22 protein-coding genes, 1 tRNA gene and 1 pseudogene are annotated in these 25,730 nt (G+C 66.1%); 8 read left to right on the forward strand and 16 right to left on the reverse strand.

Annotated elements, in window-relative coordinates; genetic code table 11:
• Positions 1 to 43: 43 nt before the first annotated feature.
• On the forward strand, positions 44 to 631 hold the full coding sequence (locus tag BKA03_RS13120) for an RBBP9/YdeN family alpha/beta hydrolase (RefSeq protein WP_062074333.1): 588 nt from the start codon (positions 44 to 46) through the stop codon (positions 629 to 631).
• 432 nt (positions 632 to 1,063) lie between these two features.
• Positions 1,064 to 3,364, forward strand: coding sequence for a hypothetical protein (locus tag BKA03_RS13125; RefSeq protein WP_062074334.1), 2,301 nt, complete (start codon positions 1,064 to 1,066; stop codon positions 3,362 to 3,364).
• Positions 3,365 to 3,776: 412 nt separating this feature from the next.
• Here the strand turns inward: BKA03_RS13125 and BKA03_RS15420 are convergent.
• Positions 3,777 to 3,914 (reverse strand): annotated as a pseudogene (locus tag BKA03_RS15420) (IS1380 family transposase); the annotation flags it as partial.
• Between the two features lie 645 nt (positions 3,915 to 4,559).
• Between BKA03_RS15420 and recR the strand changes: the two are divergent.
• Complete coding sequence (gene recR / locus BKA03_RS13130) at positions 4,560 to 5,156, forward strand: recombination mediator RecR (protein ID WP_062074335.1); 597 nt, start codon at positions 4,560 to 4,562, stop codon at positions 5,154 to 5,156.
• Here the strand turns inward: recR and BKA03_RS13135 are convergent.
• The 7 genes from BKA03_RS13135 to BKA03_RS13165 form a co-directional block, all read right to left on the reverse strand.
• Positions 5,153 to 6,631, reverse strand: a complete 1,479-nt coding sequence (locus tag BKA03_RS13135) for a hypothetical protein (protein ID WP_062074336.1) — start codon at positions 6,629 to 6,631, stop codon at positions 5,153 to 5,155. The two genes, recR and BKA03_RS13135, sit on opposite strands and share 4 nt — an antisense overlap.
• Complete coding sequence (locus BKA03_RS13140; protein ID WP_152649476.1) at positions 6,628 to 7,173, reverse strand: sigma-70 family RNA polymerase sigma factor; 546 nt, start codon at positions 7,171 to 7,173, stop codon at positions 6,628 to 6,630. Before BKA03_RS13140 ends, BKA03_RS13135 begins: the two co-directional genes overlap by 4 nt.
• Before the next feature lie 136 nt (positions 7,174 to 7,309).
• On the reverse strand, positions 7,310 to 8,545 hold the full coding sequence (locus tag BKA03_RS13145; protein ID WP_062074338.1) for an ABC transporter permease: 1,236 nt from the start codon (positions 8,543 to 8,545) through the stop codon (positions 7,310 to 7,312).
• Positions 8,542 to 9,519 carry an ABC transporter ATP-binding protein gene (locus BKA03_RS13150; protein ID WP_238579373.1) on the reverse strand — a complete coding sequence of 326 codons (978 nt, stop codon included), beginning with the start codon at positions 9,517 to 9,519 and terminating at the stop codon, positions 8,542 to 8,544. Before BKA03_RS13150 ends, BKA03_RS13145 begins: the two co-directional genes overlap by 4 nt.
• A 95-nt stretch (positions 9,520 to 9,614) precedes the next feature.
• A complete protein-coding gene (locus tag BKA03_RS13155) occupies positions 9,615 to 10,778 on the reverse strand; it encodes an ABC transporter permease (protein WP_062074339.1) in 1,164 nt (387 codons plus the stop codon).
• Positions 10,775 to 11,707, reverse strand: coding sequence for an ABC transporter ATP-binding protein (locus tag BKA03_RS13160; RefSeq protein ID WP_062074340.1), 933 nt, complete (start codon positions 11,705 to 11,707; stop codon positions 10,775 to 10,777). The genes BKA03_RS13155 and BKA03_RS13160 overlap by 4 nt, the downstream gene beginning before the upstream one ends.
• 97 nt (positions 11,708 to 11,804) lie before the next feature.
• Positions 11,805 to 13,304 (reverse strand): carboxylesterase family protein, encoded by a 1,500-nt coding sequence (locus tag BKA03_RS13165; protein ID WP_062074341.1) that lies wholly within the window; start codon positions 13,302 to 13,304, stop codon positions 11,805 to 11,807.
• Between the two features lie 110 nt (positions 13,305 to 13,414).
• Between BKA03_RS13165 and BKA03_RS13170 the strand changes: the two genes are divergently transcribed.
• Complete coding sequence (locus BKA03_RS13170; protein ID WP_062074342.1) at positions 13,415 to 14,683, forward strand: aspartate kinase; 1,269 nt, start codon at positions 13,415 to 13,417, stop codon at positions 14,681 to 14,683.
• On the forward strand, positions 14,680 to 15,726 hold the full coding sequence (locus BKA03_RS13175) for an aspartate-semialdehyde dehydrogenase (protein WP_062074343.1): 1,047 nt from the start codon (positions 14,680 to 14,682) through the stop codon (positions 15,724 to 15,726). The genes BKA03_RS13170 and BKA03_RS13175 overlap by 4 nt, the downstream gene beginning before the upstream one ends.
• 21 nt (positions 15,727 to 15,747) lie before the next feature.
• Here the strand turns inward: BKA03_RS13175 and BKA03_RS13180 are convergent, their stop codons facing one another.
• From BKA03_RS13180 to BKA03_RS13195, 4 genes are all read right to left on the reverse strand, one after another.
• The gene (locus tag BKA03_RS13180; RefSeq protein ID WP_062074344.1) at positions 15,748 to 16,980 is read right to left on the reverse strand and encodes an ROK family transcriptional regulator; all 1,233 of its coding nucleotides are present in this window, start codon (positions 16,978 to 16,980) and stop codon (positions 15,748 to 15,750) included.
• Positions 16,981 to 17,267: 287 nt separating this feature from the next.
• Positions 17,268 to 17,341: transfer RNA gene (locus BKA03_RS13185), tRNA-Pro, on the reverse strand.
• A 59-nt stretch (positions 17,342 to 17,400) separates the two neighbouring features.
• On the reverse strand, positions 17,401 to 18,297 hold the full coding sequence (locus BKA03_RS13190) for a metallophosphoesterase (protein WP_062074345.1): 897 nt from the start codon (positions 18,295 to 18,297) through the stop codon (positions 17,401 to 17,403).
• Between the two features lie 6 nt (positions 18,298 to 18,303).
• The gene (locus BKA03_RS13195) at positions 18,304 to 20,931 is read right to left on the reverse strand and encodes a penicillin-binding protein (RefSeq protein WP_062074346.1); all 2,628 of its coding nucleotides are present in this window, start codon (positions 20,929 to 20,931) and stop codon (positions 18,304 to 18,306) included.
• 89 nt (positions 20,932 to 21,020) lie between these two features.
• Between BKA03_RS13195 and sp36 the strand changes: the two genes are divergently transcribed.
• Both sp36 and BKA03_RS13205 read left to right on the forward strand, forming a co-directional pair.
• Positions 21,021 to 21,173: a Sp36 family protein gene (gene sp36 / locus BKA03_RS13200; protein WP_152649477.1), complete on the forward strand. Its 153-nt coding sequence runs from the start codon at positions 21,021 to 21,023 to the stop codon at positions 21,171 to 21,173.
• Positions 21,170 to 21,628: a RidA family protein gene (locus BKA03_RS13205; protein WP_062074347.1), complete on the forward strand. Its 459-nt coding sequence runs from the start codon at positions 21,170 to 21,172 to the stop codon at positions 21,626 to 21,628. Before sp36 ends, BKA03_RS13205 begins: the two co-directional genes overlap by 4 nt.
• Before the next feature lie 45 nt (positions 21,629 to 21,673).
• On the opposite strand, the gene BKA03_RS13210 is transcribed toward BKA03_RS13205, so the two are convergent.
• Positions 21,674 to 22,366 (reverse strand): Crp/Fnr family transcriptional regulator, encoded by a 693-nt coding sequence (locus BKA03_RS13210; protein WP_062074348.1) that lies wholly within the window; start codon positions 22,364 to 22,366, stop codon positions 21,674 to 21,676.
• The gene (locus BKA03_RS13215) at positions 22,359 to 22,766 is read right to left on the reverse strand and encodes a hypothetical protein (protein ID WP_062074349.1); all 408 of its coding nucleotides are present in this window, start codon (positions 22,764 to 22,766) and stop codon (positions 22,359 to 22,361) included. Before BKA03_RS13215 ends, BKA03_RS13210 begins: the two co-directional genes overlap by 8 nt.
• A 93-nt stretch (positions 22,767 to 22,859) precedes the next feature.
• On the opposite strand from BKA03_RS13215, the gene nth reads away from it, so the two are divergent.
• Complete coding sequence (gene nth / locus BKA03_RS13220) at positions 22,860 to 23,546, forward strand: endonuclease III (protein WP_062074350.1); 687 nt, start codon at positions 22,860 to 22,862, stop codon at positions 23,544 to 23,546.
• A gap of 10 nt (positions 23,547 to 23,556) precedes the next feature.
• Here nth and nhaA read toward each other — a convergent pair whose 3' ends face one another.
• Together nhaA and BKA03_RS13230 are read right to left on the reverse strand one after the other, a co-directional pair.
• Positions 23,557 to 24,858: a Na+/H+ antiporter NhaA gene (gene nhaA / locus BKA03_RS13225; RefSeq protein WP_083971201.1), complete on the reverse strand. Its 1,302-nt coding sequence runs from the start codon at positions 24,856 to 24,858 to the stop codon at positions 23,557 to 23,559.
• 130 nt (positions 24,859 to 24,988) lie between these two features.
• Positions 24,989 to 25,708 carry a response regulator transcription factor gene (locus tag BKA03_RS13230; protein WP_062074351.1) on the reverse strand — a complete coding sequence of 240 codons (720 nt, stop codon included), beginning with the start codon at positions 25,706 to 25,708 and terminating at the stop codon, positions 24,989 to 24,991.
• Between the last annotated feature and the right edge of the window lie 22 nt (positions 25,709 to 25,730).

Here is a 25,730-nt window from a genome sequence, read left to right on the forward strand (position 1 = left end):
GTCGCCTACTGACCCGTCAACGACTAGCGCGAAGGGGCCACTCATGGACAATCCCCGTGTGCTGCTGCTCCACGGTGTGGGGCACCGGCGTCCGCCCGGCCACTGGCTGTGGTGGCTTGCGGAGCAGCTCCGCACCGCCCGCATTCCGGTGCAGTACCCCCAAATGCCCGATCCCGACGACCCCGACCCCGAGGCATGGGCCGCGGTGGCGGAGGCCGAGTTGGGCATGCTCACGGCGGGCGAGGGAACGACGATCGTGATCGCGCACTCGCTCGGCACCGTTCTTTGGGCGCACATCGCCGAGTCGCTGCCAGCGCACCTGCTCCCTTCACGGGTCGCCCTCGTGTCTCCCGCGACAAGGCCGCGTTGGTCTGAGGCGGCACCCAAGTTTGCGGACATCACACTCGGCCCACTCTCGTCCCTACCCACGCTGATTGTCGGTCGCACCGAGGACCCGGCTCGAACCGTTCCGCTGGCGGAGCTCGCCGACGCATGGGGCGCACCGTCCGTCGAGATCCCCGGCGAGGGGCACCTCACCCCCGCCGACGGGCATGGAGCGTTCCCCGGTGCCCTCGCCTGGGTGCTCGGCGGTCCGGCCGAGTCATGGGCGGGCGCCGTCGTCGAGAACTAGCCCGAGCGACCCCGCGGTTCTGGCTCACGACGACAGCGGCTCGGCTCATCGGTGCGACGGCCGGTTGCGGTGGTCTACCCGCCAGCATCGGGGCCTCTTTGGGGCCGCCCGATCTCGTGATGACGTCGCCCACAGATCATCGTGCCTGAACCTGATCGCCTTCCGCATATGTCGGGCGTGGTCACGGGCGTCGGGATCGCGCCGATCCCGGTCGGGCACCGCTTGTCTCGAGACCGACCGCTAAACCTGGATCCACCGATGTTTTGGGGTTGGACTCTGTCGGCTGCTGGCTGTTGCTGATGCGATTGGGGGGCGGATTCGCGCAGTCTTGGTCCGGGCAGGCGCGCGGATTCATATCCGCAAGCGCTTCCGGAGGACTGTACGATTGCGCCACTCGCGAATGCAGCAACTGCTTAGAGGGAAGGCGTCGAAATGATGTCCTCAACGAACTCGCCGTCTCAAGCTCACGACGCGGAGAACCACCTCGCACACGGCCTCAGAAGCGAGTTACGCGAGCGTCTCCTCGGCGTGGCGACGATGGATCGGCCGCTCCGGATCGCGACGGCGGTCACCTTTGCCGGCCTCATTGCGGCCGCGGTATCGATCGCCGCTCGCGAGGTGAAGGCGCCGGCGGTCTCCCTTGGCACGGTCGACAACGTGCAGGTGACGCTCAGCGCCCCCCTCTTCGCCGTCGCCTTGGTGTTGCTCTGCCTGGGTTTGGGTTTTGTCGTCGCGTCGGTCCTGCTCGCGACGCCCGTCGTCGCGTCGGTCGGCACCGTGTTGCTGGTGGCGCTGGTCGGGTGGGCGACCGGGGTCCTCGGAATCGCCGGCCTCAACGTGTTGCTGCCGGGGTGGGCTCGGTGGGTCACGCGAGGACTGCTGGCCGCGATGCTCCTTGGCGGGCTCGTGGTCCTGCTGATTCGCCGCGGCCGGCACGGCGACGCGGCGGACGACCGGCGCCTGCGCCTGGTGGTGCTGATCGTCGCCTGCGTGCTTTTCGGCGGCTACTTCCTCGTGTTGTGGAGCGCGAGCCCGACGATCAACGGGTTGACGCTGTTCCCACAGACGGTGTCGCTCCTGATGGGCGACGTTGCGCTGCTCGCGACGCCGCTGCTAATGATCGCGTCCGTCGACTTCGGCGAGTGGGGGAAGTTCGGCGTGGAGCGAATCTCGCGCCACCGTCGGGCCAGCGGGGACGAGCCCGCCGCGCCGCGCCGTCGCGTCGTCGGTTCGGTCGTCGCCAGCGTGGTCGCGATCGTCTTCGGATTCGTGATTCTCCGCGGCTCCGCGGGACATCGGCTCTGGGGCTTCACCGAGGCGCTGATGCTCCTCCTCGCGGGGATCGGGCTCCTCCTCCTTGGGGGTCGGGCGCTTCGCGTTTCCCGATTCGAATGGCCGAAGGCGCTGAGTTTCGCGGCGCTGTTCGGCGTGAGCGCGACCATCACCTGGCTGGTCGCGGCCGGCGCGGGCGCCGCGACGGGGGCGTATGCCGTGCCGCCACTCCCGCCCGTCACGGCGCAGGGTGACTACACGTCGTCCGCCAACGTGCAAAGCGTGACCGGAACAACCGGCTTCACCGCGCTCATCCCCCTGGGGTGGACCTTCACTTCCGACGCGGCCAGCAAACTTGACTACGTCAAGAACACCTTCCCCGACGGCTCGGCGGTGTTGCTCGCAGGCTTCGTCGCGTCCGCGGGCACCACGCTCGCGGCGCTCGAGACCGAGCTCACGACGACACAGGTCGGCGGGACCTCGTCGGACCAGGGATGGACGAAGGCCTCGGTGCAACCGCAGGCCGGAGGCAGCGCCTTCATCTGGTTGCGAACGGAATCGGGAGGACAGGAGCGCGGCTTCTTCGGCGACGCCACCGGCGCGAACGCCGCGACCGAGCTCGCCCAACTCGAGGCGATCGTCCGCACCGTTCGCACCAGCGACCAGACCCCGGCGACTCTCGCCACGGTGCTGGCCGCAAACGGCGGCCTCGCCGTCGACGACGCGCAGGCGCAGCATCGCACCGACCTCATCAAGGCGTTCGGCATCGGAATTGAGCTGGCGCTCACGCTCGCCGGTCTCGCGCTGTTCGCTATCTTCGGCAGGCGCTGGTCGGCGACGTGGCGCACCCTCGTGATGGTCTTCGCGACGATCACCGTGGTCACCCTTCTCGCAACCGTCAGCGCCTTGGGCCGCGTCCTCGCCGGCCCCGCCGCGACGTGGCCCGTGCTCACCGTCGGCGGGCTGCTGGCGGCCGCGGCCGTCCTCGCGGCGGTCGCGATCGGTATCGCTTCGCGTAGCCGCGCGGCCTGGGCCGACCGCCTCTTGGCGGCCCTGCCGGGAATGCTCGGCGCCATCATCGCCCTCGCCGCGATCAATGAGCTGTACGACGCCGCGCTGGGGGCCGCCACCGTACCCGCGTGGGCGGCGATCCTGATCCTCGCCGCGGTGGGCTGGGACATCGTCGCCTCGGGGGAGACGATCACCAACCTCGCCAGCACCACGTTCCCGCGATCCACGCGCGTGCTCGCCTACTTCGGCTACATCCTTGTGCTCGCGGCCGCCATGGTCTTCTACTCCGGGCAGGTCTCCTCGGCGACGGGCCGGCCCGTTACCGACCTGTTCTTCGAGCCGGAGGCCACGACCCAATCGGCGCTCTTCCGCATCGGTTTCCCGCTGCTACTCACCCTGTTCCTGCTCCAAATCGCCTCCCCAAAGCGACAGGCCGTACCGCACGGCTGATCTTGCGCTCTCGATCTGCCATCGATCGACGTTGGATGAGCTGCGTTAGCCGCTGCGCTACACACCGTTCTTGGGCATCGCGCGCTCCGCCTCAACTCAAGGGCGGGCGTCTCGCATTGCATGGGTCTTGAGGCGGTTTGGTTAGGAGCCAGGTCACGCCCAGCCACGCATACAAGAAAGCTGATAGACCCAACGTTTGGAAGTTTGCGAAGGTCATGCAACTTGGAGTTGTCGGCGATACGGAGATGCCCGGGGCACAGGCGGATCGGATCACCCAAATTGACAAGGCGTCTACTGGGCGCTCGTCAGGGTGAGTGAGACCGTGCTAACACTCGCCGCGACCTCCGCTTGGTCTGGTGTGCCCAGATCGCGATCTCGACCCGATTGCGAGCTCCGAGCTTGGTCATCATGTCGTCGTCCACGCAGTCTCGGGGATAGTGCCGATGGCGCGTTTGACGGCGGGATCTTGTCTCGCGGTGATCGACGCGTCCCCACCCGCGCGCAGGGCCGCATTCACGGTCGCGTGCCCGTAATAAGCCGAGTCGGCTCGCTACGGGATCGGAACATTCGACAAGTCCTATTTGTCCTGATCAGAAGGGCATTCTCCGTTTAACGCGCCGACCCCCACGCACGATCGATCGGTGGATCCAGGCTCAGTCGTCGTCGACAGTCAGAGCCGGCGGGCTGCCGCAGTCTGAGCCTCGTCGCGTGTGATGGCCCTGCTGGTCGGCCGGTTCGGGGATCACGACGGTGATGCCGGGGGTGCGAAGGAAGGGCAGCTACCGCCCGGGATGAGCGGGCATGGTCGCCGCGGACCACGTCGGGTCATGTCCGTAGGCGTCCGATTAGTCACGTCAGCTGCGGTCCGGTTGGCAATCTGGATCGAGCGGGTAATCAGATTTTGACACTGGTATTTTTGGCCGATAACGGCGTGATGCTCTGCACACGCTGCCACCACGACATCCACCGCCAAGGTTGGGAGGTCATGGCGGACGGGGGTGGTGTCCACTTCATCCCCCCATCCCATTGCCCCTGACGAAACCGCGGGGCGCGCCGCAGCCTGACACGGCCACCCAGCCCACGGCAGCCATGGCACCCGATGCACCCAGGGGCCTACGGCCAATACGACCCCCGCAGCCAACCCGCTAGCCGCGCCTGACGCCCAACGTCGGCGCCGCCGCCTACGCTGGAGCCCATGTATGACGGCGCTGTGCAGGACCTGATCGATGAACTCGGGCGACTCCCAGGCATCGGCCCCAAGAGCGCCCAGCGCATCGCGTTCCATCTGCTGAGTTCCGATGCGAGCGATGTCGCCCGCCTCGCAGAGACCATCACCACGGTGAAGGAGAAGGTGCGCTTCTGCACGGTGTGCGGAAACGTTGCCGAGGCGGAGTTGTGCCGCGTGTGCGCCGACCCTCGCCGCGGCGAGGACCAGATCTGCGTGGTGGAGGAGCCCAAGGACGTGGTCGCGATCGAGCGCACGCGCGAGTTCCACGGCAAGTACCACGTGCTCGGGGGCGCGATTGATCCCATGAACGGAGTCGGCCCAGACGACCTTCGCATCCGCGAGCTGCTCACGCGCCTGGGCGACGGCAAGGTCCAGGAGGTCATCATCGCGACCGACCCCAACATCGAGGGAGAGGCCACCGCCACGTACCTCACGCGGATGCTCGCGCCCATCGGCATCACGGTGTCGCGCCTCGCGTCGGGCCTGCCCGTTGGCGGCGACCTTGAGTACGCCGACGAGGTCACTCTCGGGCGCGCGTTCGAGGGTCGCCGCACGGTCTCCTAGAAGGCTGGACCCACCGCGCCCGCGATCACAACGCCACTCACGGTTTTCCACGACAATGCGGGTTCGTCTTGTTGACGGGAAGCAATGGTGAACGTGACCCCGGTGTCGTACCGGATGGCGGTGACGGAGAATGGGGGGCCGGCGACATCGCTGAGCACTTTCAGCGCAACGACATCGCCAGATTCGGTAAATGAACGCCAGGCCGTGCTTACCGTTTGCATGGGAACCGGCACCAGCGATGCGCCCTCAATGTAGTAAAGAGAGCAGCTCTCGCCCCCATCAAATTGATCGCCGCCACAAGAGACAAGGCCTGCGGGGAAGGGATACGGGCTTCCCCAGCTGAGATCTCCCGGAGGCTCGATCGCTGCGGATACACCATCTTGATCGACGGCAAAGAACGTGGTTGCGCCAGTGTAGTAACCCAAATAAATCGGACCGTGCTCCTTACAGGTCAGCGCAGGCGTGTTTCTCGTGATCCATCCAGATAAATCGCAGTACAGTCCCGAGACCGAGGTGACCGCGGTGACATCCTGAGACCACAACCCCTCGCCGGTCGTCGCTGAGTAGGCGTCGAGCGACAACGGTTGACCCGAGGAGTCGTCTCTCGTCTCGTGAACCAGAGTCGTGCCGTCAGGGCTGAGGCGGTCATGAGCCCGGCCGGGGAGCACTCCGACGACATCAAGTGACCGCGTCAAGACCGTGACATCCTCGCCCGAATTGCCCGTACGGAACAGCAGGTTGTTGTCCGAGTTGACACCGAAGAAGACGGTGGGTGGTGCAACGACATCGGACACGGTGATGGCGCCGGTGCGAAGGTCCAAGACGGCCAACTCTGGATTCGAGGTACCCCCTTCCTTGCGCACCTCTGCGTCATAAATCACCGTCGCGGCGAACTCCGTCGGCTCCCACGCCACAAGCTGGATCTCTGCGTCCACGGGAACGTCGAAGTGCGAGACCTCGTAGCGGTTTCCGTTGCTGTCCATGAGATAGATTGCCGCGACGCCAGGGTCAGTGACCTCCTGACTATCCACTGCCCGCGACTGCCTGGACGGCTGCCAGTACGTCAGGCTCCACCCGTCGTCGGCCGCCAGCCACACGCTCTGCGTGAGCTGCTGCGCCTCAAGGAAGAGCCCGTCCGCCGGGAGCGGCGCCGGGAATACGATCTTTGGAGAGGCACTCGGCGTGGGCGTGGGGCTGGGCGTCGGGGAAGCAGAAACGGTCACCGGCGAGGGCGATGGCGGGGCCACGAGCGGCTCGCGGTGCTGCTGGCCCGTCAGAGCCCACACCCCCACGCCTGCGATGGTGACGGCCACGGCCGCAACAGCGGCGACAGCACCCGAACGCACACGAAGCGCACGACGCGAACGGCTCAACACACGCTGTGCGCTCACCTCATCAACACGGTGCTCGCGCAGTTCGGCCGCGAATCCTTCCTCACGCAGGCCCAGGATCGCCCGCAGGTCTTCTCCGCTCATGCCACACCTCCAGGCCGAACGTCCACACGGGCCACGACGACGTCCGCGACCGTGGCTTGGGTTCCTAGACGACCATTGAGTTCCCTCAGACCGTCCGAGACGTACCGCTTCACCGCTCCGTCGCTCAGGCCCAACACCCTGGCCGTGTCGGCAATGGACAGATCCTCGAGATAGCGCAACACGATGCACGCCCTCACCCTGGGCGCAAGGCCATGCAGGATTCCTGCGACGTCAGCTTCGCCCGCAACCTCAGCGGCGTGGTCCGGAACGACGTCGGCCGAACCGACGCTCGCCCACCGCTGCCGTTCCCGCGCCCCTCGCTTTGCGGCATTGAGGTGGGTCGTGACGATCGCGCGCCGCACATACTGCTCGGCCTGCGCCAAAGAAGCGAAGCCGCGACGCTTCGAGAAAGTTGCGATCAACGCGTCCTGGACAAGGTCCTCGGCCTCGGCCAGCGAAGGCACCAGCATTCTGGCCCTCGCAAGCAGCCTCGGATGACGTTCGGCCATCAAGGCCCGCGCCATCGTTTCCCATTCGCTCACGGTTTCCTCACCCCCACACCATAAGGACAACCGCCAAGCCAAAAAGGTTGGGGTCACGAGCGATCCGCAGTTTGCTGTTCAACTTGCCGCACACCACTCTTCGATCTGGACAGCCGGGACCATGGCGGTGCCGTATTTACGCCACGCGCGTCCCCACACGGAGCTTCTTGTAAGGCACCCGCAGTCGCCGCACCACGATGATCATGGAGCCCAGCAGCAAGACCGCCTGGAGGCCGAGCCCGATCCACGGCGCGCGCGGATAGTTCGCCCACTGCTCTTGCTGCTTCTGCCAGTCGTCGTTCTGGTTCTGACCGAAGGGATCCGCACACTGGTCGTAGACCTGTGGGGTGGTGTCGGGGCCGATGCGCGCTTGGCTCACCGACTGGTGGATCTGCGCAAAGAGCCCCGATTCGGCGCGGCCGTCCTCCACAGCAGTGTTGGGATCGATGATGGGAGACGACTCGGCAATCACCACGCCTGGGTTGATGAGCAGCAACCAGGCGATCCGTTCGGTGTGAGTGACACTCGAGTCGTTGGTCTGCTCCTGGCACGGCAGGTTCGCGATGTCAGGGCTCGAAAAGTCGCCGGTCGCGTAGGCGTGGTCGAGCTGAGCCTGTTGGTCAGTCGTGAGCTTCGCGGAGTCGATAAAGCGGTTCGTCACGGTGGTGTGTTCCGACACGAGTGCTCCCGCGAACGCGTAGAACACGAGCGAGCCGATCACCAGGACGCCAGTGGTGAGGTGCGCGAGAGACACCGACGCGACGGAACGCGCTGCAATCGCCGACCATGCCAGGCCGATGGCGCTCGAGGTCAGGACGACAAAGAGAATCACGGCCAGGACGATTAGCAACTCGTCCCAGTGCCAACCGGACCGCGAGAACGCGTACACCAGGAACGGCGTGGTGGTCACGAGGATCGCGAAGGACACCAGCCACGACGAAAGCAGTTTTCCGAACGCAATGTCTCCCGCCGTGAGGTGCGTCATCTGCAGCGGCGCGAGAACACCCTCGCCGGAGTCCCCATTGATCGAGGTGGCCGACAGCGAGGGACCGATGAGGAGACCGGCACCGAGCACGAGGATGAGCACGAGCTCCAACGGGGTGGAGTCCTTACCGTCTGGCGACATCGCCGACACGAGCACGCCCAACCCGATGATGACCCCAAGCATCACTCCGTACGCGATGTTCCCCTTGGACGACGGCCTGCGACGCAACAACTCGATCCGAGTGACGAGCGCGATCCCGTGAATCGAGGGACGCCACGGGTTGCCGCGTTGCGGCTTGCGACGGGCGGGACGTTCGGGCGCCCCGGCGGGGGCGGCTGCGGAGGTGGCTGCGGGGGTGGCTGCGGCGGTCGGCTCGCTGGTTGTCATCGTCGATCCTCCTCCATCGCCATATACGTCTGTTCAAGGGCGCTGCCAGCCGGGCCGAACCGGTGTACCGCGATGCCCCGCCGCACGACCCAAGCGAGCGCCTGCGCGGCCTCGCTCTCGTCCGCCAGCCGCAAGAGCACCCCGCCCTCGGCCTCCTCGAACGGGACACCACCCGACTGGAGCGCCTCGCGCAACTTGGTCGGGTCAAGTGCCCAAATCCGATACCGCGTCTTCGCCTCGGCGACCATCCGCGCCGCATCGTCACCCAACGTGCGGCCCTTCGACATGAACACCGCCTCGTCGACCATCTCGTCGAGCTCGCTCAGCACGTGACTCGAGATGAGGACGGCGCAACCCTCGGCAGCGAGGTCACGGACGAGTGCGCGCAACTCCACGCGCGACCGGGGATCGAGTCCGTTGGCGGGCTCATCGAGCAGCAGCACCTCAGGATCGTTGACAAGCGATCGCGCGAGCGACAACCGTTGCTTCTGCCCTCGCGACAAGACACGTGTAGGACGCCCAGCAAACTCGTCGAGGTGGACCCGCTTCAAGAGGGCCATGCCCCTTTCGCGAGCCTGGGCGCGGGGGACCTCGTAGGCGTTCCCCATGAGCGTGAGCGTCTGGAGGCACGTGAGGTTGTCCCACGAACCAAGCTGATCAGGCATCCACCCGATCGCGGCGCGAACGACCGCGGCGTCCTTGCGAGGGTCGGCACCCACGACCCGGATCTCCCCAGAGTCCGGCCTCAGCAGTCCTCCCAACATGAGCATGAGCGTCGTCTTGCCACAACCGTTGGGCCCGATGAGCGCGGTCACCTTCCCGCGTGGCACGCTGAGCGTCGCATCCTGGACGGCCTGCACGCTGCCGAACGATCGCGCGACCCCGCGAGCCATGATCGCCTCCGTGACCGGTGGCGCCTCGTCAACGATGGTCATGATTCCCCCGTCCCGCGCCGCGTAGTGAGCGCGTCCCACCCACATCCTCACACAGGCGCCCAAGCGGAGTTATCGGTGACACCCCAGCACCGCCCATAGGCCGTCCCGACGCGCGCAAGTGTGCCTCGCCCAAGTTAGGCGACGCGCGTCCCCACACCGAGTTTCTTGTAGGGCACACGCAGGCGACGCACCGCGATGATCATCGACCCGATGCCAAGCAGCCCATAGAAGCCAAGCCCCACCCACGGCTGACGCGAATGCAGGGCAGCGGCGGTTTGTTCGTCCTGCCACTGGTTTCCAAGGCCGCTCGCTCCGTTCGGGACTGAGCAGGTGTTTTGACCCACCGGCTTGGCCGACGGTGTCCGCTCGATGCTCACCTGGGTGTGAACGAACGCGAGGAACCCTGGCTGCGCCCGCCCGTCCGCCTTGTACGTCTCCGGATTAACGATCGGCGAGGTCTCGCCGATCACGACCACAGGATTGATGAGGAGCATCCATGCGGTGCGCTCGGTGTGGCGCCACCCCTGGGTCTGGGTCTGTGAAAGGCAAGGAAGCGTGGAGGGGTCGAACGACGGGTCCACCTGCTGCTGCTGCGTCGCCTGGCTCCAGTCGGGGTAGTGATCCGTCACCGTCACCGACTCGGTGACGAGCGGCGTGGTGAAGGCGAACACGATGAGCGTGCCCAACCCCAACATCCCCGACGTCACGTGAGTGAGCGCCACCGACACGGCGTTGCGCGCGGCGATCGAAGACCACGCGAGGCCAGTGGCCGTGGCGACAAGGACCAAGAAGAAGATGACGCCGACCGCCGTGAGCAGCTCGACCCCCGTCCAACCCGACCGCACGGCCGCGTACCAAAGGAACGGCGCCGTCGACACGAGCGCAATGGCGCTCACGGTCCACGTGGCCAGCAGCTTGCCGAACGCAAGATCACCCGCGGTGAGCCGCGTCATCTGCATGGGCGCTAGCACGCCGTCGGTCGAGTCACCGTTGATCGCGGTGGCCGACAGCGACGGCCCGATCAGGTAGCCGGTTCCCAGCACCATGATGAGGATGAGCTCGAGCGGCGTCGAGGTCTTTCCGTCGCCCGCGGTGAGCGTGGCGGCCAGCGACAGCAGCACTATGGATCCCAGCAGGATTCCGTAGAAGATGTAGCCCTTGCGTGTGGGCCTGCGGCGAAGCATCTCGATGCGTGCCACGAGCCCGACGCCGCTCCAGGTGGGCAGCCAGGGGTTTCCCTTGGGCACGTCGAGTTTGGCGGGTGCCGGTGCAGTGGTCTTGGAAGCCGCAGTGGTCATCGTCGCTCCTCATTCATGGCCAGGTAGGTCTGTTCCAGGGCGGAGCCCGCCGAGCCGAAGCTGTCGATCGCGACTCCCGCGTCGACGAGGCGCTTGAGCAGCGCGGCGGCCTGATTGCGGTCGGCTACAGCCAGGGTCACCGACGCCTCGGCGTCGATATGCTCGATGCCCATTCGTGCGAGCGCATCGAGCAACCCCGGGTGATCGAGCGCCGTCAGACGATAGTTGGTGCGCGCCTTCGCGACCATCGCGTCGGCGTCGGCTCCCAAGGTGCGGCCCTTTGACATGAAGACCGCCTCGTCGACCATCTCGTCGAGCTCGCTCAGCACGTGACTCGACACGAGGACCGCCCTGCCCTCGGCCGCGAGGTCCCTCACCAACTGGCGCAACTCGATGCGCGAGCGCGGGTCGAGCCCGTTTGCCGGCTCATCAAGCAGCAGCAGCGTCGGGTCATTCACCAGTGCGCGCGCCAAGGAGAGCCGTTGCTTCTGACCACGGCTCAGCACGCGCGCCGGCTGGTCGGCGAACTCGCTCAAGTGGACCTTCTCCAGCAGCCCCACCCCATGTGCGCGCGCCGCGGCCGCGGACTGCTTGTATGACCTACCCACGAGCGTGAGCGACTGGAGGCACGTGAGGTTGTCCCATGTGCCCAACTGGTCGGGCATCCAGCCGATGCTCGCCCTCACTGCCGCCCCGTGCGTGCTGGGGCTGACGCCGCCTACGCGGATCTCGCCCGCATCTGGCGTAAGAAGTCCCGACAGCATGAGCATCAGGGTGGTCTTGCCGCACCCGTTGGGGCCGATGAGAGCGGTCACGGTGCCTCGCGACACCGACAGGCTCGCATCGACGACGGCCTGAACGGAGCCGAAGCTTCGCCTCACCGAGGTGGCGGACACCGCGATGGGGGCCTCGATTGCAGTAGTGGTCATGAGGCGACACTAGGGCGCACGGCGTCGCCAGGGACGGATTTGGCAACAAGATCAGGGTCCCCCACCCAAAGATCAGGGGAAACCCTGAGACGGTCTTCTAGTGGCGCGTCGCGTCCCACAAGCGCGCCTCGCGCGCGTAACCCGTGCCGACCGAGCGGCTCGCGTCGGCTCCGTAGACGACCACCTCGCGATCCTCACCGAAACGGGGAGCATCGACCGCACCGTCTCGCACCAAGGCGAGCCAGTCGCCATGAACCGCGTCCGCGAGCGCCTGTGGAGCCGCGGGGCCGATGGCCGCATCAGTGGCGGGGAATCCCAAGATGTCCATGCCAAAAGGCACGTCGACGCAGTGCGCGGCCCCATTGACTCCGGGCGCCCGCGACTCCCAGCGGAAGTCATAGACCCAGGTGGGCGCGCCGTGCGCCACCCGTAGCGCCGCCCAATGCGCCACGGTTTGGCGGAAGATCGCATCCGTCATCCCTTGACCAAGCGCCCATGCGGCCCCCTTGTCGCCCGCCTCCTCGGCCATCTCGGCGGCGATGGCCGTTGGCACTCCGGCCCTTTCCAAGATGACGGCGGCGGGCGAATCGCCGATGAGGTGCGCGAGGTTCGCGGTGGCCTCGTTGAACTCGTGCGCACACGCGCCCAAGAAGACCGACTTGCCCGCGCCCACTCCCTCCGCGAGCGCGTCCGTCACGGAGGTCTCGCACACGTCGCCGTCCACCAGGGGGCCGAGCGCGAGGGACTGGGCCTCGCGCACGACAAAGCCGGTCAGCACGTCGTCGACCGGAGCGAGGGCGGCGTCCCTCGCCTCAAAAAGCGTGAGGCCGTCGACGGCCTCCAGCGAGGCCCTGTCCGGCGAGGCTCCCACCGAGGCGGCGATGCGCGCCGATGCCGCGCGCCCCTCTGCCATCGTGGCCGAGGCATCAGGCGGCGAGATCGCGAGCACGGAGTGGAACAGGTGTTGGGCGGAGCGCATTGTCAGCAGGCGCATCACGGCCGCGCCTCCGGCGCTCTGTCCACCAATGGTCACGCGCGACGGATCGCCGCCGAAGGCCTCGACGTTGCGTTGCACCCACTCGAGCGCCGCGAGCCAATCGAGGACCCCTCGGTTATTCACTGCGTCGGCCATCCAGCCAAAGCCCTCGAACCCCACCCGGTACGAGATCGTGACGGTGACGACCCCATCGCGCGCGAACCCTTGGCCGCCGTACCACGGGCTCGCCGGCGACCCTGAGATGAAGCCGCCTCCGTGGATCCACACCAGAACGGGCATGCGCGCGCCGCGGGCGGGGTTCGGCGTCGTGACGTTCACGTTGAGCGTGGCGGGCCCCGCGATTGATGGTTCGGGGATGCGGGGCGGGTCCCAAGGCGAGCGCAGTTGGGACGTCGCACCATGGAGGAAGCAGTCCCGCACGCCGCTCCAAGCGGCGACCGCACGCGGTGCATCGAAGCGCACCTCGCCAACCGGCGGCGCGGCGAACGGGACACCTAAGAAGATCGCATGCCTGGTGACCGAGCCATCGGCGCCGCGATGGAGTCGCCACAACCCCCTGACTCTCCCGGAGTCGATCCTGGTCTCGGGCAAGGTCGTCATCGGGAGCTCCCGTCGCAACGCGGCATAATCCGACCCTATCCGCGTGGCTCTAGAATGTTGCCACGTGTGGCGAAGTCACGCACCCCCCTCATTATTTGCGGAGTTTCAGCATGTCTCTCGTGGTGCAAAAGTACGGCGGTTCCTCCGTCGCCGATGCCGACGCGATCAAGCGCGTGGCGCGTCGCGTCGCGGAGACCCACCGTGCGGGAAATCAGGTCGTCGTCGCCGTCTCCGCGATGGGCGACACGACCGACGACCTGATCGACCTGTCGCGGAAGGTGTCGGGCTCCGAGCACCCTCGCGAGATGGACATCCTCCTCACCGCAGGCGAGCGCATCTCGATGTCCCTTCTGGCGATGGCCGTGCGCGACCTTGGCGTGGGCGCCCAGTCGTTCACCGGGCCGCAAGCGGGCGTGATCACCACGGGTGCTCACGGTCGAGCCCGCATCATCGACGTCGCTCCTGGGCGGCTCCGTGCCACCCTTGACGCGGGAGAGGTTGCGATCGTCGCGGGCTTCCAAGGCCTCAACCAGGAAACCCAGGACGTCCAGACGCTCGGCAGGGGCGGTTCCGACACCACCGCCGTCGCCCTCGCGGCCGCCCTGGGCGCCGACGTGTGCGAGATCTACACCGATGTCGACGGCGTGTTCTCCGCCGACCCCCGCATCGTGCCAAGCGCCCGCAAGCTGGCGCACATCACGTATGAGGAAATGCTCGACATGGCGGCATCCGGCGCCAAGGTGTTGATGCCCCGCTGTGTCGAGTACGCCCGCCGCTTCAACGTGCCCATCCACGTCCGCTCGTCCTTTTCGGGACTTGAGGGTACGTGGGTTGTGGGCGAGACTGAAGGAGACACCATGGAAGATCCCATCATCGCCGGTGTGGCACACGATCGCTCCGAGGCCAAGATCACGGTCATCGGAGTCCCCGACGTGCCCGGTTCCGCCGCTCGGCTGTTCGAGGCCGTGGCGCACGCGGACGTCAACATCGACATGATCGTCCAGAACGTTTCGGCCGTCGCCACCGGCGTCACGGATATCTCCTTCACTCTTCCCATGGCCTCCGTCGCGGAGGCGCGCGCCGCGATTGAGGCCGACCGGCCCCTCATCGGCTACACCGAGCTCGTGTCCGACGACGCGATCGGCAAGATCTCCCTGATCGGTGCAGGCATGCGCTCCAACTCTGGGGTTTCGGCCCGCTTCTTTGCGGCACTTCGCGACGCAGGGGTCAACATCGAGATGATCTCGACGTCGGACATCCGCATTTCCGTGGTGACGCGCGCCGAGAGCGTCGATACCGCCGTGCGCGCCGTCCACACCGCTTTCGGCCTCGACTCGCTCCAGGGCGAAGCCATCATCTACGGAGGTTCCGGCCGATGACCATCGCAGCTGCTGACCTTACTGTCGCCGTCGTAGGCGCCACCGGACAGGTCGGCGCCGTCATGCGTTCGCTCGTTGCGGAACGCTTTCCCGATGCCAAGGTGCGCTTCTTTGCGTCGGCACGCTCCGCAGGCACGACGCTTCCCCACCTAGGCGCAGACGTCACCGTTGAGGACATCGCTAGCGGCGACTACGCGGGCATCGACATCGCCCTGTTCTCTGCGGGCGGCGGACCGTCCACCGAGTACGCCCCGCGCTTTGCTGCCGCCGGCGCCATCGTTGTCGACAACTCGTCGGCCTGGCGCATGGACCCCGACGTCCCGCTCGTCGTGAGCGAGGTCAACCCCGAGGCCCTGGCGTCAATCCCCAAGGGCATCGTCGCCAACCCCAACTGCACCACGATGGCCGCCATGCCCGTCCTCAAGGCGCTACACGCGGAGGCTGGCCTCACGCGCCTCATCGTGTCGACCTACCAAGCCGTCTCCGGTTCCGGACTTGCCGGAGTGCGCGAGCTCGACGGCCAGATCAAGGCGGCGTCGCCCGAGGCAACGAAGCTGGTGCACGACGGTTCTGCAGTCGCCATCCCTGAGCCTGTCATGTACGTCGAGCCGATCGCCTTCAACGTCATCCCCATGGCGGGCAGCGTGATCGACGACGGCTCGAACGAGACGGGCGAGGAGCGCAAGCTTCGCGACGAGTCGCGCAAGATTCTGGGCCTCCCGGATCTGCTGGTCTCCGGCACGTGCGTGCGCGTTCCGGTGTTTACCGGCCACTCGCTGTCTATCAACGCCGAGTTTGCTGAGTCGATCACGCCCGCGCGCGCCTACGCTCTGCTCGACGGTGCGCCGGGAGTCAGGGTGGACGAGGTTCCGACGCCCCTGAAGGCCGCTGGAGGCGACGTAAGCCTCGTGGGGCGCATCCGTCAGGACCCGGGCGTTCCCGGCGGCAGAGGCCTCGCCCTGTTCATTAGCGGCGACAACCTGCGCAAGGGCGCGGCCCTCAACGCCGTCCAGATTGCGGAACTCGTCGCCGCAACGCTTTAGGCGCTCCTTCCGTCGGTCCGCCTACCGCTTGACGCCCACGCGGAGTTCCGCCACGTGGAACAGGGGGGCGTGCGCAGGATCGTTCAGGAGTGTGCCAAACGCGAGTTCGGCGGCGCCAATGTGCACCATCCGCTCACGTAGCCCGTTGCGAACAATCGTGAGGTCGCGTCCAAGCGGGCCGAATGACTGCCTTTCGACCTCTGCACGAATTCGATCGCCGCGCGCCTCAAGCAGCGAGCCAACGTGGCCGCCCAGAATGACGCGCTCCGATCCGAACACGCAAGCGAGTGACGCGATACCCGCAGCCAAGGCATCGGCCTGTATGTCGAGCTCGGCCTCGACCGCCGCTCCCGGCCCGCTCGAGTACAGCGCATCCAACTCGTCAAGGCCGATCACCCCTCGCCCCGCGGCGCCCCAGATGCGACGGACGTTGACCACGGTCTCGAGGCAACCGGTGCGACCGCACGGACACACGGCACCGTCGCGGTCCAGCAAGATGTGCCCGAGTTCGATCCCGAAGCCGTGGGCGCCACGCATGAGACGACCCTCGGAGATCACTCCCCCTCCGAGTCCAGAGGTGGAGCCGTTGAGATACATGACGTTGTCGCAACCGACGCCCGCGCCATAGTGGGTCTCGGCGATAACGCCCAGAGTTGAGTCGTTCGAGAGCCACGTGGGTAAAGCAAGTTCCTCTTCGAGCATCGACGCGAAAGCCTCATCCCGCCACCCGAGGTACGGGGCGACAGCGATCGAGTTGGTGCGCTCATCCACAAGCCCGGGAACGGCAACGCCGATGCCCGCTACCCGCGTCGTATCGGGAAGCTCGGCGGCAATGCGGGTGACGAAGTCCCTCGTGAGAAGCACGGCGTCTTCGGGCGTCATGATTTGCGGCGTGAGAATCGTCTCTCGCATTCGAACGTCTCCGCCAAGACCGACGACCCCAGCGGTGAGGCCCGTGACGTCCGGGTTGATGGCGATGGCGACCACATCGGGGCTGGGAATGACAACCGGGCTAGGCCTGCCCACTCGCCGCTCGGCGGAGGGCTCGGTCTCCAGGACGAGGCCGAGCTCAACGAGTTCAGCCACAAGAAACCCGACCGTCGACCGATTGAGGCCAGAGTGGCGCGTAAGTTCGGCTCGGGACAGAGAGCCGCGGCTGTGAACGCTCGACAGCATGAGTGCAAGGTTGCGCTGGCGCGTCTCTTCGTTGCGGCTCCCCCGAGCCACCCGGTCATCGACGTCGTTGTCGGTCATTGTCGTCCGTTCATGGCTTTGTTGTGAGCACAAGCATACCGGCAACGATCAAACCGGTTCACGCTTGACCCTCAAGGGCGTCCGCAACGTCACCGGCGGCGTCGGGGTGCCGGGGCGTCCGCAACGTCACCGGCGGCGTCGGGGTGCCGGGGCGTCCGCAACGTCACCGGCGGCGTCGGGGTGTTCCCTCCGCGCCTACGGCGCTCCGGTCAACCCCTCCCTCGTTCGCTCGCAACACGAAAGGGCCGACGCTACGCGTCGACCCTTTCGGTTGTTCACTCTCTCAGTCGGGGTGACAGGATTTGAACCTGCGACCTCGTCGTCCCGAACGACGCGCGCTACCAAACTGCGCCACACCCCGTGAAAAGCCTGCTTAGGATATCTCCCCGTGCACCCCCACGCGAAATCGGCGGCCCGGGATCAGGCTTTCGCCACCAGCGTGAGCACCGTTGCCTCCGGTCGACAAGCGAATCGCACCGGCGCGTAGGGCGACGTTCCGGCTCCGGCGCTGACATGCAGCCACGTCGACTCCGGGTCGCCCAGGGCTCCCGGCCACGAGGAAAGCCCCTTGACTCGGCGCCTATCCAGATCACAATTCGTCACGAGTGCACCAAAACCGGGCACGCAGACTTGGCCGCCATGAGTGTGGCCCGCAAACATGATGTCAGCGTCGTCGTCCGTGAGCGCCTGCAGCGCCCTCGCGTACGGTGCGTGCACGACGCCAAGGTGGAGCGCGCCCCGATCGCCATCCGGTGCGGGCATCGCGTCCCTGCCGATGTGCGGATCGTCCATCCCCACTGCCGTGACCTCAACGCCCGCCACGGTGATCACTGCACGCGCGTTGTTGAGATCCTTCCATCCCGCGTCGACGAAGACCGCGCGCAAATCCTCGGTGGGAAGCGGGGTGCGGTCCGCGTGTATCCGTGACGGGCCACCGAAGTAGGCGAAGGGGTTCACTGGGCGCGGTCCGACGTAGTCATTCGAACCGAACACGAAGAGACCAGGGAGACCAAGCAGGGGGGCGAGCGCCTCGGCAACCGTGGGAACGGCATCGGGGTGGCCCAAATTGTCGCCCGTGACGACGACGAGGTCAGGTGCCTCCTTCGCAAGGGACGACGCCCAAGCGACCTTGTCACGCTGGGACGTCGTGAAGTGAAGATCGGACACGTGGAGCACGCGGATGGGCGTAGCACCCGGCTCCAGGACGGGAACGGCGACGCGCCTCGTGGTGAAGGCGTGCGCCTCCGCGACACCCCAGCCGACGCACGCCACGCCGGCCGCGGCAACGCCAACGGCGACCCCCAGCAAGCGAGACACCGCTGCCTATTTCTTCTTATTGGGCGGCGGACTTGGAGTCGGCGTCGGAACAGGCGCGGTCTTCGTGACCCAGCCGGTCGGGGGGTTCGTCTTGAACTGAACCGGCGGCCAGTTACCGGCGCCACCCCACCAGTCCGAGGGCGGAACGGTCTGGTCCCAACCGGATGGCCAGTTGTACCACCAAGCGGGGTATGAGGCGCTAGACATGTAGTAGGTCACGGTCGAGCCTGGAAGCGCCATCGAGCCGGCATCCGGCGACTGCTTGACGATGGTGCCTGCGGGGACACTCGGGTCATAGATCAGTTCACCGGACAGCGCGTAACTGAATCCAGCGTTGTTGATGGCGTCCTGCGCGGCCTTCTCGGCCAGGTTGCGAACGTCTGGAACGAGCGTCTTCACGCCAGTGAGCATCTGCGAACTGATGGCGGGGAAGCCCAAGGGGTCCATTCCAGCGGTCGCGGGCACCATGTAGGCCTGCCAGATCGGCGCGGCGATCGTGCCGCCATACCAGGCGCTCTTCGCCACCCCGTTGATGACGAAGTACTGGTACCGCCCATTCACCCTGCTGCCCTGCATCGGAACGTCATATTCGGCGTTGCCCACCCACACAGCGGTAGTGATTTGCGGCGTGTAGCCAACGAACCACATGTGCTTGTTTTCCTCAGAGGTTCCAGTCTTGCCCGCGGCCGGACGCCCGATGCCAGCGGTGGGGGCCGTTCCGCCCGGCTTAAGGACCGTTTGGAGGGCATACGAGATGGCGGTGGCGACTTCTTGCCGGATGACCTGCGAGCACTTCGTGGGAGGCGGCACCACCTCGGTGCCGTCCTTGAAGGTGACTGGCGATCCGTCAAGCGTGGCGATCGACTCGATGACACGCGGCTCGCAGTGCACGCCCCCGTTGGCAAAGGTCTGGTAGACCGACGCCATATCCAACGGTGAAGCATTTTGTGACCCGAGCGTGATCGAAGGGACGAGCTGGATGTCGGCGCCGTCGGCGCGTTCAAACCCGAGTTTGGAGGCCATGTCACGCACACTGCACAGGTCCAACTCGGAGGAGATTGACGCGTACGCCGTGTTGACCGAGAGCGTGGTGGCCTTGAGAACGGACATCTGCCGCGCCTCTGATGGCTCCGAGTTGGACACAGGCCAGATACCTGTCAATGAATTCGGCGGCAGGCAACTGGCCTTCCACTTGGTCATGTCGAATTTCGTCTTCTGACCGGTCACCACCTGGTTGAGTCCGTGTCCGGAGTCCAGCCACTCGGCGAGAACGATGGGCTTGAAGGACGAACCGGGCGAGAAGCCGTTTGAGCCGCCGAATATGTGGTCAACCGAGTAGTTGATGGCCGCCGATCCCGGCGTCTTTCCCGTGGGGTCAAACGGGCGGTTCTGCGCCATCGCGAGAACGTTTCCCGTGGCGTTGTCGAGCGACACGAGCGCATCCTCGAGCTGCGACGGATCGCTCGGGGGCACCCCGGCGGTGACCGCGGCGTTGGCGTCCGCCTGCTTGGCCGCGTCGAGGGTCGTCACGATCTTCAGTCCGCCCTTGAGTAGAAGCGCCTGGCCCTCACCCTTATACGCGGGGTCGCCAGCGATGATCCTGGTGACGTAGTCGCAGAAGAACGGCGCGAGCGTTGAGGCCGCACATGAAGCCTTGGGGTAGGTGACGTTGAGCGTGGCCTCCACGGGCGTGTTGATCGCCGCGAAGTAATCCGAGGAACTCAGGTCCCGCTCGCCAGTCTGAGGGTTGATGTGGTCGTGCATCGTCAGCAGGACGTGGTCGCGGCGGATCTTGGCCTGGTCAGGGTGCTTTATAGGGTCCCACTGAGTGGGGTTCTGAGTGATACCCGCGATCGTCGCGGCCTCGATCGCATTGAGGTCCTTGGCGTGCTTGCCAAAGTACAACTCGGAGGCCGTTTCGACACCGTAGACGCTGGGTCCGTACTGTGCGATGTTCAGGTACTGCTGGAGAATGAACTCCTTGCCGCAGTCGACCTTGGGGTCGGCCGTGCAGTTAGTGCCATATTCCTTGTTGACCTTGTCTTCGTACGCGAGCGCGTAACTCCATTCCCGGATCTTGCGACTAATGCTAAAATCGGTGGCCACCTTGATCGCCGCCTGCTGTTGCGTTGGGTCCGTAATGTTTTGGGCGGCGGCGAGGAGCGTGTTCTTGACAAGCTGCTGGGTGATGGTCGATGCACCCTCTTGACCATTGTGAACGAGGTACTGGTAGCCCGCGCGGACGAGGCCATCGCCGTCGACGCCGTGGTGCTCCCAGAACCGCTTGTCCTCGACGTCTACCTGGGCGATTTGAATCCAAGGGGAGATGTCCTCGAGCGGAACGACGACACGGTTCTCGTCATAGAACGTCGCCAACAACGTGGTGCCGTCGGAGGCGTAGATGCTCGACGCTTGGGGCAGTGTCGTCTGGTCAAAGACTTGAGGAAGCGCCTCGAAGAGCTTTGAGGTCCCGTTTGTCGCCTGACCCGCAACGGTGACAGCTGGCAGAGCGAGCCCCGCGAGCAGCACGCCCCCCATCACTGAAAAGAGGAGAAAGGCTGCCACCGAGGTCACCAATTGGACGAACGTGACTCTGCCGTCGCGGCGCGCGCGTTCAGAAGTAAACAGACCCATGAGAGAACCTTACGTGGTGAGACAGCCGGCTGCGAAGACCAACGAGCGGCGGCCGCACCGCGTTCCTCCGCGGGGTCTAGGCTCGTCGCATGACCACCTGGGAGTATTCCACCGTTCCGCTCATTGAGCACGCCACCAAGCAAATCCTCGACCAATGGGGTTCCGACGGCTGGGAGCTCGTAACCGTCGTGACCGGCCCCACGGGAGGACTCGTCGCGTACATGAAGCGCGCCAAGTCATGAACCATTCCGCGCGCATGGCGGAGGCAGGAATCGTCCTGCCCCCCGTGGCCACACCGGCGGGCGCCTACATTCCTGCCATCCGTCACGGCGGTCTCGTCTCGACGTCTGGCCAGTTGCCCTTTATCGACGGTGCGCTTCAGGCCACCGGCATTGTCGGGTCGACCGTCACGCCGGAAGCCGCGGCCGACTACGCACGGACGGCGGCCCTCAACGCCGTTGCCGCGGCCGCTCAGGCTGCGGGAGGGATCGACCACATCGCCTCCGTGGTGCGCGTCGTTGGCTACGTCGCGAGCAGCCCCGACTTTGGCGGGCAGCCCGCCGTGATGAACGGTGCGTCGAATCTCATGACGGAGATCTTTGGGGAGGCCGGCAAGCACGTGCGCTCCGCCGTCGGGGTGGCCGCCCTACCGATGGGCGCTCCGGTCGAGGTCGAGATCATGGTTGCCCTGCGCTGAGCCTTGAGCGAGCGAAACCTTCCGCGCGCGATCGTCGGTCGCGTCCTAGCGCGACCGGGCGCGCAGCCGCTCGGGCTCGTAGACCTCGACGGCGCCGATGTGGACGTCGATCCAGCCGCGCGACGCAAAGTCCGCGAGCGCCTTGTTGACGGTCTCTCGCGAGGCGCCGACGAGCTGGGCCAGTTCCTCCTGAGTCAGGCCGTGACGCACTGTCACATGCCCGCGCTCCATGCGACCAAAACGGTGTCCCAGGTCGAGGATTGCCTTGGCGACGCGGCCCGGAACGTCGGAGAAGATCAGGTCCGCCATCGTGTTGGACGTGCGGCGAATGCGCTGTGCAAGGGCACGCAGCATGTGTGTGCTCATGTCGAGGTGGTCGTCGAGCCACGTGTCCAAGGCCGGTTTGGGCAGCTCGTAAACCACGGAGTCCTCGACGGCGTGGGCTCGAGACATGCGCGGGCCCGGGTCGAAAACCGACAACTCGCCAAACATGTCGCCCACTCCAAGGAGGGCGAGGAGGTTCTCGCGGCCGTCGCGTGCGGTTCGCGCCAGCTTGACCTTGCCGCGCACGATGACGTACATCGCGTGGCCGTCGTCGCCCTCACGAAAGATCGTCTCGCCCCGGGATACCTCGCAGCGCGTCATCATCGCGATCAGTGAGCGCGCGTTTTCGGCATCCATCCCGCCGAACAGCGGGGCTGAGCGCAACAACTGCTCTTCACGGGGATTTTCAGGCATGATTCACCTTATGTGCCACGGAGGCGCGATGCGCCTCTCCCATTGCTTTCACCACGTCGGCTGTCACCGTCTCTGCATTCTCACTCACACGCGCCTCGTAGGAGAGCAGGCGCGCGACTAGGGCGTCGATGCGGTCGATGCTACCCGGTATCCCCTTGGGAGCCTCGGTCCATATGGCCTCGGCGAGTTCGCGCGACGTCGGAGCATCGGCGGCGAGAGCCTCCCATGCGGCGTCCAGGTCGATCGCGCCGGTTTCGCCGGGGAAAGCGATGTGCGCGATGAGGAGGTCCCTCCTGGCTTGGAGGAGACGCAGCCACCACCGGATTCTCGCCAGCTCCCTGCGCATCTCCCGTCGCTGATGGCGCAGTTGCGCCAAGCGCGCGTCGAGACTTGTCGTCATATGCGTCACCTGGCTTTCAGTTACCTCAGGAACCATCCGCTCGATGTATCGGCGTCAGGGCGACGCGCCTTGAGCGCGGCCTAGAGTGTGGCCATGGCTTTGCCTTCGCGACTTGCCGTCGCCATCCCACGCGACGAGGCCCCCGCCACCGCCTTGGTGCGTCGGGCGCGCGCCATCAACCGCCACCTCGCGGCGGTCTACCCCGAGGCGTGCTGCGAGCTCGACTATGGGGGTCCGTTCCAGTTGCTCGTCGCAACGGTGCTGAGCGCCCAGTGCACGGATGTGCGCGTCAACCTCGTCACCCCCGCGCTGTTTGCTCGCTTTCCAGACGCGGAGGCCATGGCGTCGGCGTCCCGCGATGAACTCGAGGAGTTGATCCGGTCGACCGGATTCTTCCGCTCAAAGTCAACAAGCCTGCTCGCCTTGTCCCGTGAGCTGGTGGAGCGGTATGACGGCGCCGTTCCCGGGCGTCTCGAGGACCTGGTGACGCTCCGCGGCGTCGGCCGGAAGACCGCCAACGTAGTGCTGGGCAACGCATTCGACGTCCCCGGAATCACGGTCGACACCCACATGGGCAGGCTTTCCCGGCGGTTGGGTCTCACTGTCAACGAAGATCCGGTGGCCGTCGAGAAGGACCTGGCACGGCTGATCGAGCGCCGTGAGTGGACCCTGTGGTCGCACAGGATCATCTTTCACGGACGGCGCCGATGCACGGCGCGGAAGCCCGACTGTGGCGGTTGTGAGATAGCGCGCCTGTGCCCCTCGGCGGGGCAGTTCTAGGCCGGCAGTTTCAGGCCGGCAGTTTCTCGGCCGCGTCGCCGCTGGGCGCCGCGGGAAGCAGTTTCGGCTCAACGGCGGGAGTAGAGCGACTGGCATAGACCCTGCGGTAGAAGCGATCTCGCCACATGAGCAGCACAGAGCCGATGGTCGCCGCGAGCAGGGACGCACCCAAGACCGACATCTTGACCGCCGACGCGCGGTCACCCGCGAACGCGAGGTCGCCGATCAGTAGTGACACCGTAAAGCCGATCCCAGCGAGACATGCCATCCCCAGCACGTCCCACCAACTGAGTCCGCGATCAAGGGACGCCCGAGTGAACGTCGCGACCAAGTAGGTGAAGAGCAGGATCCCCGCGGGCTTTCCGATCACCAAACCTGCCACGATGCCCTGGGCTACCGGATCGGTCGCGGCGCTTCGCAGCGCCTCCGCGTCAATCGTGACGCCCGCGGCGAAGAGCGCAAAGATCGGGACCGCCACCGCAGCCGACAAGGGCCTCCACCAGTGCTCCCAGTGCTCGGCGAGGCTTTGCCTTTCACCGGAACGCTTGATCGCGGGCACCGCAAGGCCAAGCGCGACTGCGGCAATCGTGGCATGCACTCCCGATGCGTGCATGAAGCCCCACGCCAGGAGCGCCAACGGCGTGAGTATCCACGCGTTGGTCATGCCCTTCTTGATGAGGAACCAGAAGAGGGCGATGCATGCGAGCGAGGCGCCGAGCCATCCGAAGGAGAGTCCGTCGCTGAAGAAGACCGCGATGATGATGATTGCGAGCAAGTCATCGACCACCGCGAGCGTGAGCAAGAAGGCTCGCAACGCGTTGGGGAGCCACTTGCCGACGATGCTCAGCACTGCCACCGCGAAGGCGATGTCAGTCGCCACCGGCACTGCCCATCCGGCGGTATCGCCACCGCTTTGGCTTGCGTTGATCACGAAAAAGATGGTCGCCGGAACGAGCATTCCGCCGATCGCGGCGACGATGGGGACGATGGCAGTCGCTGGCTTGCGAAGTTCGCCCGCGACGATTTCTCTCTTGAGTTCGAGTCCCACCACAAAGAAGAAGATGGAAAGCAGCCCGTCCTTGGCCCACGTCGAGAGAGTCAAGTCCAGGTGAAGGGCGTGCGGTCCCACCACCGTGTTCTGCATCGTGTCGTAGGCACCCGACCATGGGCTGTTTGCCCACAGCAGCGCGGCGATGGTGCCGAGAAGCAGCAGAATTCCGCCGGCACGCTCGGTGCGCAACACATCCGAGAGAGTCCGCTCGGTCGACGGTGTCAGTCGACTAAACAGTCTTCCCGCACGCGTGCGCGCCATCGTGGCCTCTTCCTTGGTGGGACAAACAGGAACGGTCTACCCAGCCTACCGAGCACAGGTGGACGCCGTCACGAGCCTCAACGCCCCAGGGACGTCGTGCGCTTCCCGCGCGCGAGGTGCGGTCTGGAACCTAGGCGTCGGCGAGCTGCGGGGGGGCTGCGTCCGCGGTGGGCTTGGCAGGCAGCGGATCGAAGCGATAGCCGACGTTGCGGACGGTCCCGATGAGCTGCTCGTGCTCCGCGCCGAGCTTGGCTCGCAGGCGCCGCACATGGACATCGACGGTGCGCGTGCCGCCGTAGTAGTCGAAGCCCCACACCTCTTGAAGAAGCTGGTCGCGGGTGTACACACGACCGGGGTGCTGCATCAGGTACTTGAGAAGCTCAAACTCCTTATACGTGAGGTCCAGAGGGCGGCCCTTGAGCCGTGCCGTGTAACCTCCGACGTCCACATTGAGCTCTCCTGATGAGTACTCTGCGGCCTTGTCGAGCGGGTCGGCGCTCGATGCACGACCGATAAGAAGCCGGATTCTCGCCTCTACCTCGGCAGGCGGCGCGTCGGTGAGGACCACGTCGTCTGCCCCCCAATCCGCCGTCACGATCGACATTCCGCCCTCCCTGAGCACCAAGAGCAACGGCACTTGGACCCCCGTGACCTGCACGAGTTTGCAGTTGTTGCGGGCCTCCGCGAGGTCATTGCGCGCGTCGATGACGAGGACATCCGCATCGAGGGCGTCGAGCATCGCCGAGGGCTCGGGGGCGACCACACGTGTACGGTGGCTGAGGAGTGCAAGCGCAGGCAGAACCCCAGCGGCGCCGTCAGTAGACGGCGTCAGCACGAGCAGGTCGGCCATGGCACCTCCGGTTGGGTTCACT

The sequence above is a fragment of the Demequina lutea genome, from assembly GCF_013409005.1.
GTDB classification, from domain to species: domain Bacteria; phylum Actinomycetota; class Actinomycetes; order Actinomycetales; family Demequinaceae; genus Demequina; species Demequina lutea.

Bases quoted from the DNA above. Each gene is read 5' to 3' on its own strand.
- BKA03_RS13120 (WP_062074333.1), top strand. From the start codon at position 44: ATGGACAATCCCCGTGTGCTGCTGCTCCACGGTGTGGGGCACCGGCGT.
- nhaA (WP_083971201.1), bottom strand. From the start codon at position 24,858: ATGGCGCGCACGCGTGCGGGAAGACTGTTTAGTCGACTGACACCGTCG.
- BKA03_RS13210 (WP_062074348.1), bottom strand. From the start codon at position 22,366: ATGCCTGAAAATCCCCGTGAAGAGCAGTTGTTGCGCTCAGCCCCGCTG.
- BKA03_RS13165 (WP_062074341.1), bottom strand. From the start codon at position 13,304: ATGACGACCTTGCCCGAGACCAGGATCGACTCCGGGAGAGTCAGGGGG.
- BKA03_RS13145 (WP_062074338.1), bottom strand. From the start codon at position 8,545: ATGACAACCAGCGAGCCGACCGCCGCAGCCACCCCCGCAGCCACCTCC.
- BKA03_RS13135 (WP_062074336.1), bottom strand. From the start codon at position 6,631: ATGAGCGGAGAAGACCTGCGGGCGATCCTGGGCCTGCGTGAGGAAGGA.
- sp36 (WP_152649477.1), top strand. From the start codon at position 21,021: ATGACCACCTGGGAGTATTCCACCGTTCCGCTCATTGAGCACGCCACC.
- BKA03_RS13155 (WP_062074339.1), bottom strand. From the start codon at position 10,778: ATGACCACTGCGGCTTCCAAGACCACTGCACCGGCACCCGCCAAACTC.
- BKA03_RS13160 (WP_062074340.1), bottom strand. From the start codon at position 11,707: ATGACCACTACTGCAATCGAGGCCCCCATCGCGGTGTCCGCCACCTCG.
- BKA03_RS13195 (WP_062074346.1), bottom strand. From the start codon at position 20,931: ATGGGTCTGTTTACTTCTGAACGCGCGCGCCGCGACGGCAGAGTCACG.
- BKA03_RS13170 (WP_062074342.1), top strand. From the start codon at position 13,415: ATGTCTCTCGTGGTGCAAAAGTACGGCGGTTCCTCCGTCGCCGATGCC.
- recR (WP_062074335.1), top strand. From the start codon at position 4,560: ATGTATGACGGCGCTGTGCAGGACCTGATCGATGAACTCGGGCGACTC.
- BKA03_RS13230 (WP_062074351.1), bottom strand. From the start codon at position 25,708: ATGGCCGACCTGCTCGTGCTGACGCCGTCTACTGACGGCGCCGCTGGG.
- BKA03_RS13180 (WP_062074344.1), bottom strand. From the start codon at position 16,980: ATGACCGACAACGACGTCGATGACCGGGTGGCTCGGGGGAGCCGCAAC.
- BKA03_RS13125 (WP_062074334.1), top strand. From the start codon at position 1,064: ATGATGTCCTCAACGAACTCGCCGTCTCAAGCTCACGACGCGGAGAAC.
- nth (WP_062074350.1), top strand. From the start codon at position 22,860: ATGGCTTTGCCTTCGCGACTTGCCGTCGCCATCCCACGCGACGAGGCC.
- BKA03_RS13175 (WP_062074343.1), top strand. From the start codon at position 14,680: ATGACCATCGCAGCTGCTGACCTTACTGTCGCCGTCGTAGGCGCCACC.
- BKA03_RS13215 (WP_062074349.1), bottom strand. From the start codon at position 22,766: ATGACGACAAGTCTCGACGCGCGCTTGGCGCAACTGCGCCATCAGCGA.
- BKA03_RS13205 (WP_062074347.1), top strand. From the start codon at position 21,170: ATGAACCATTCCGCGCGCATGGCGGAGGCAGGAATCGTCCTGCCCCCC.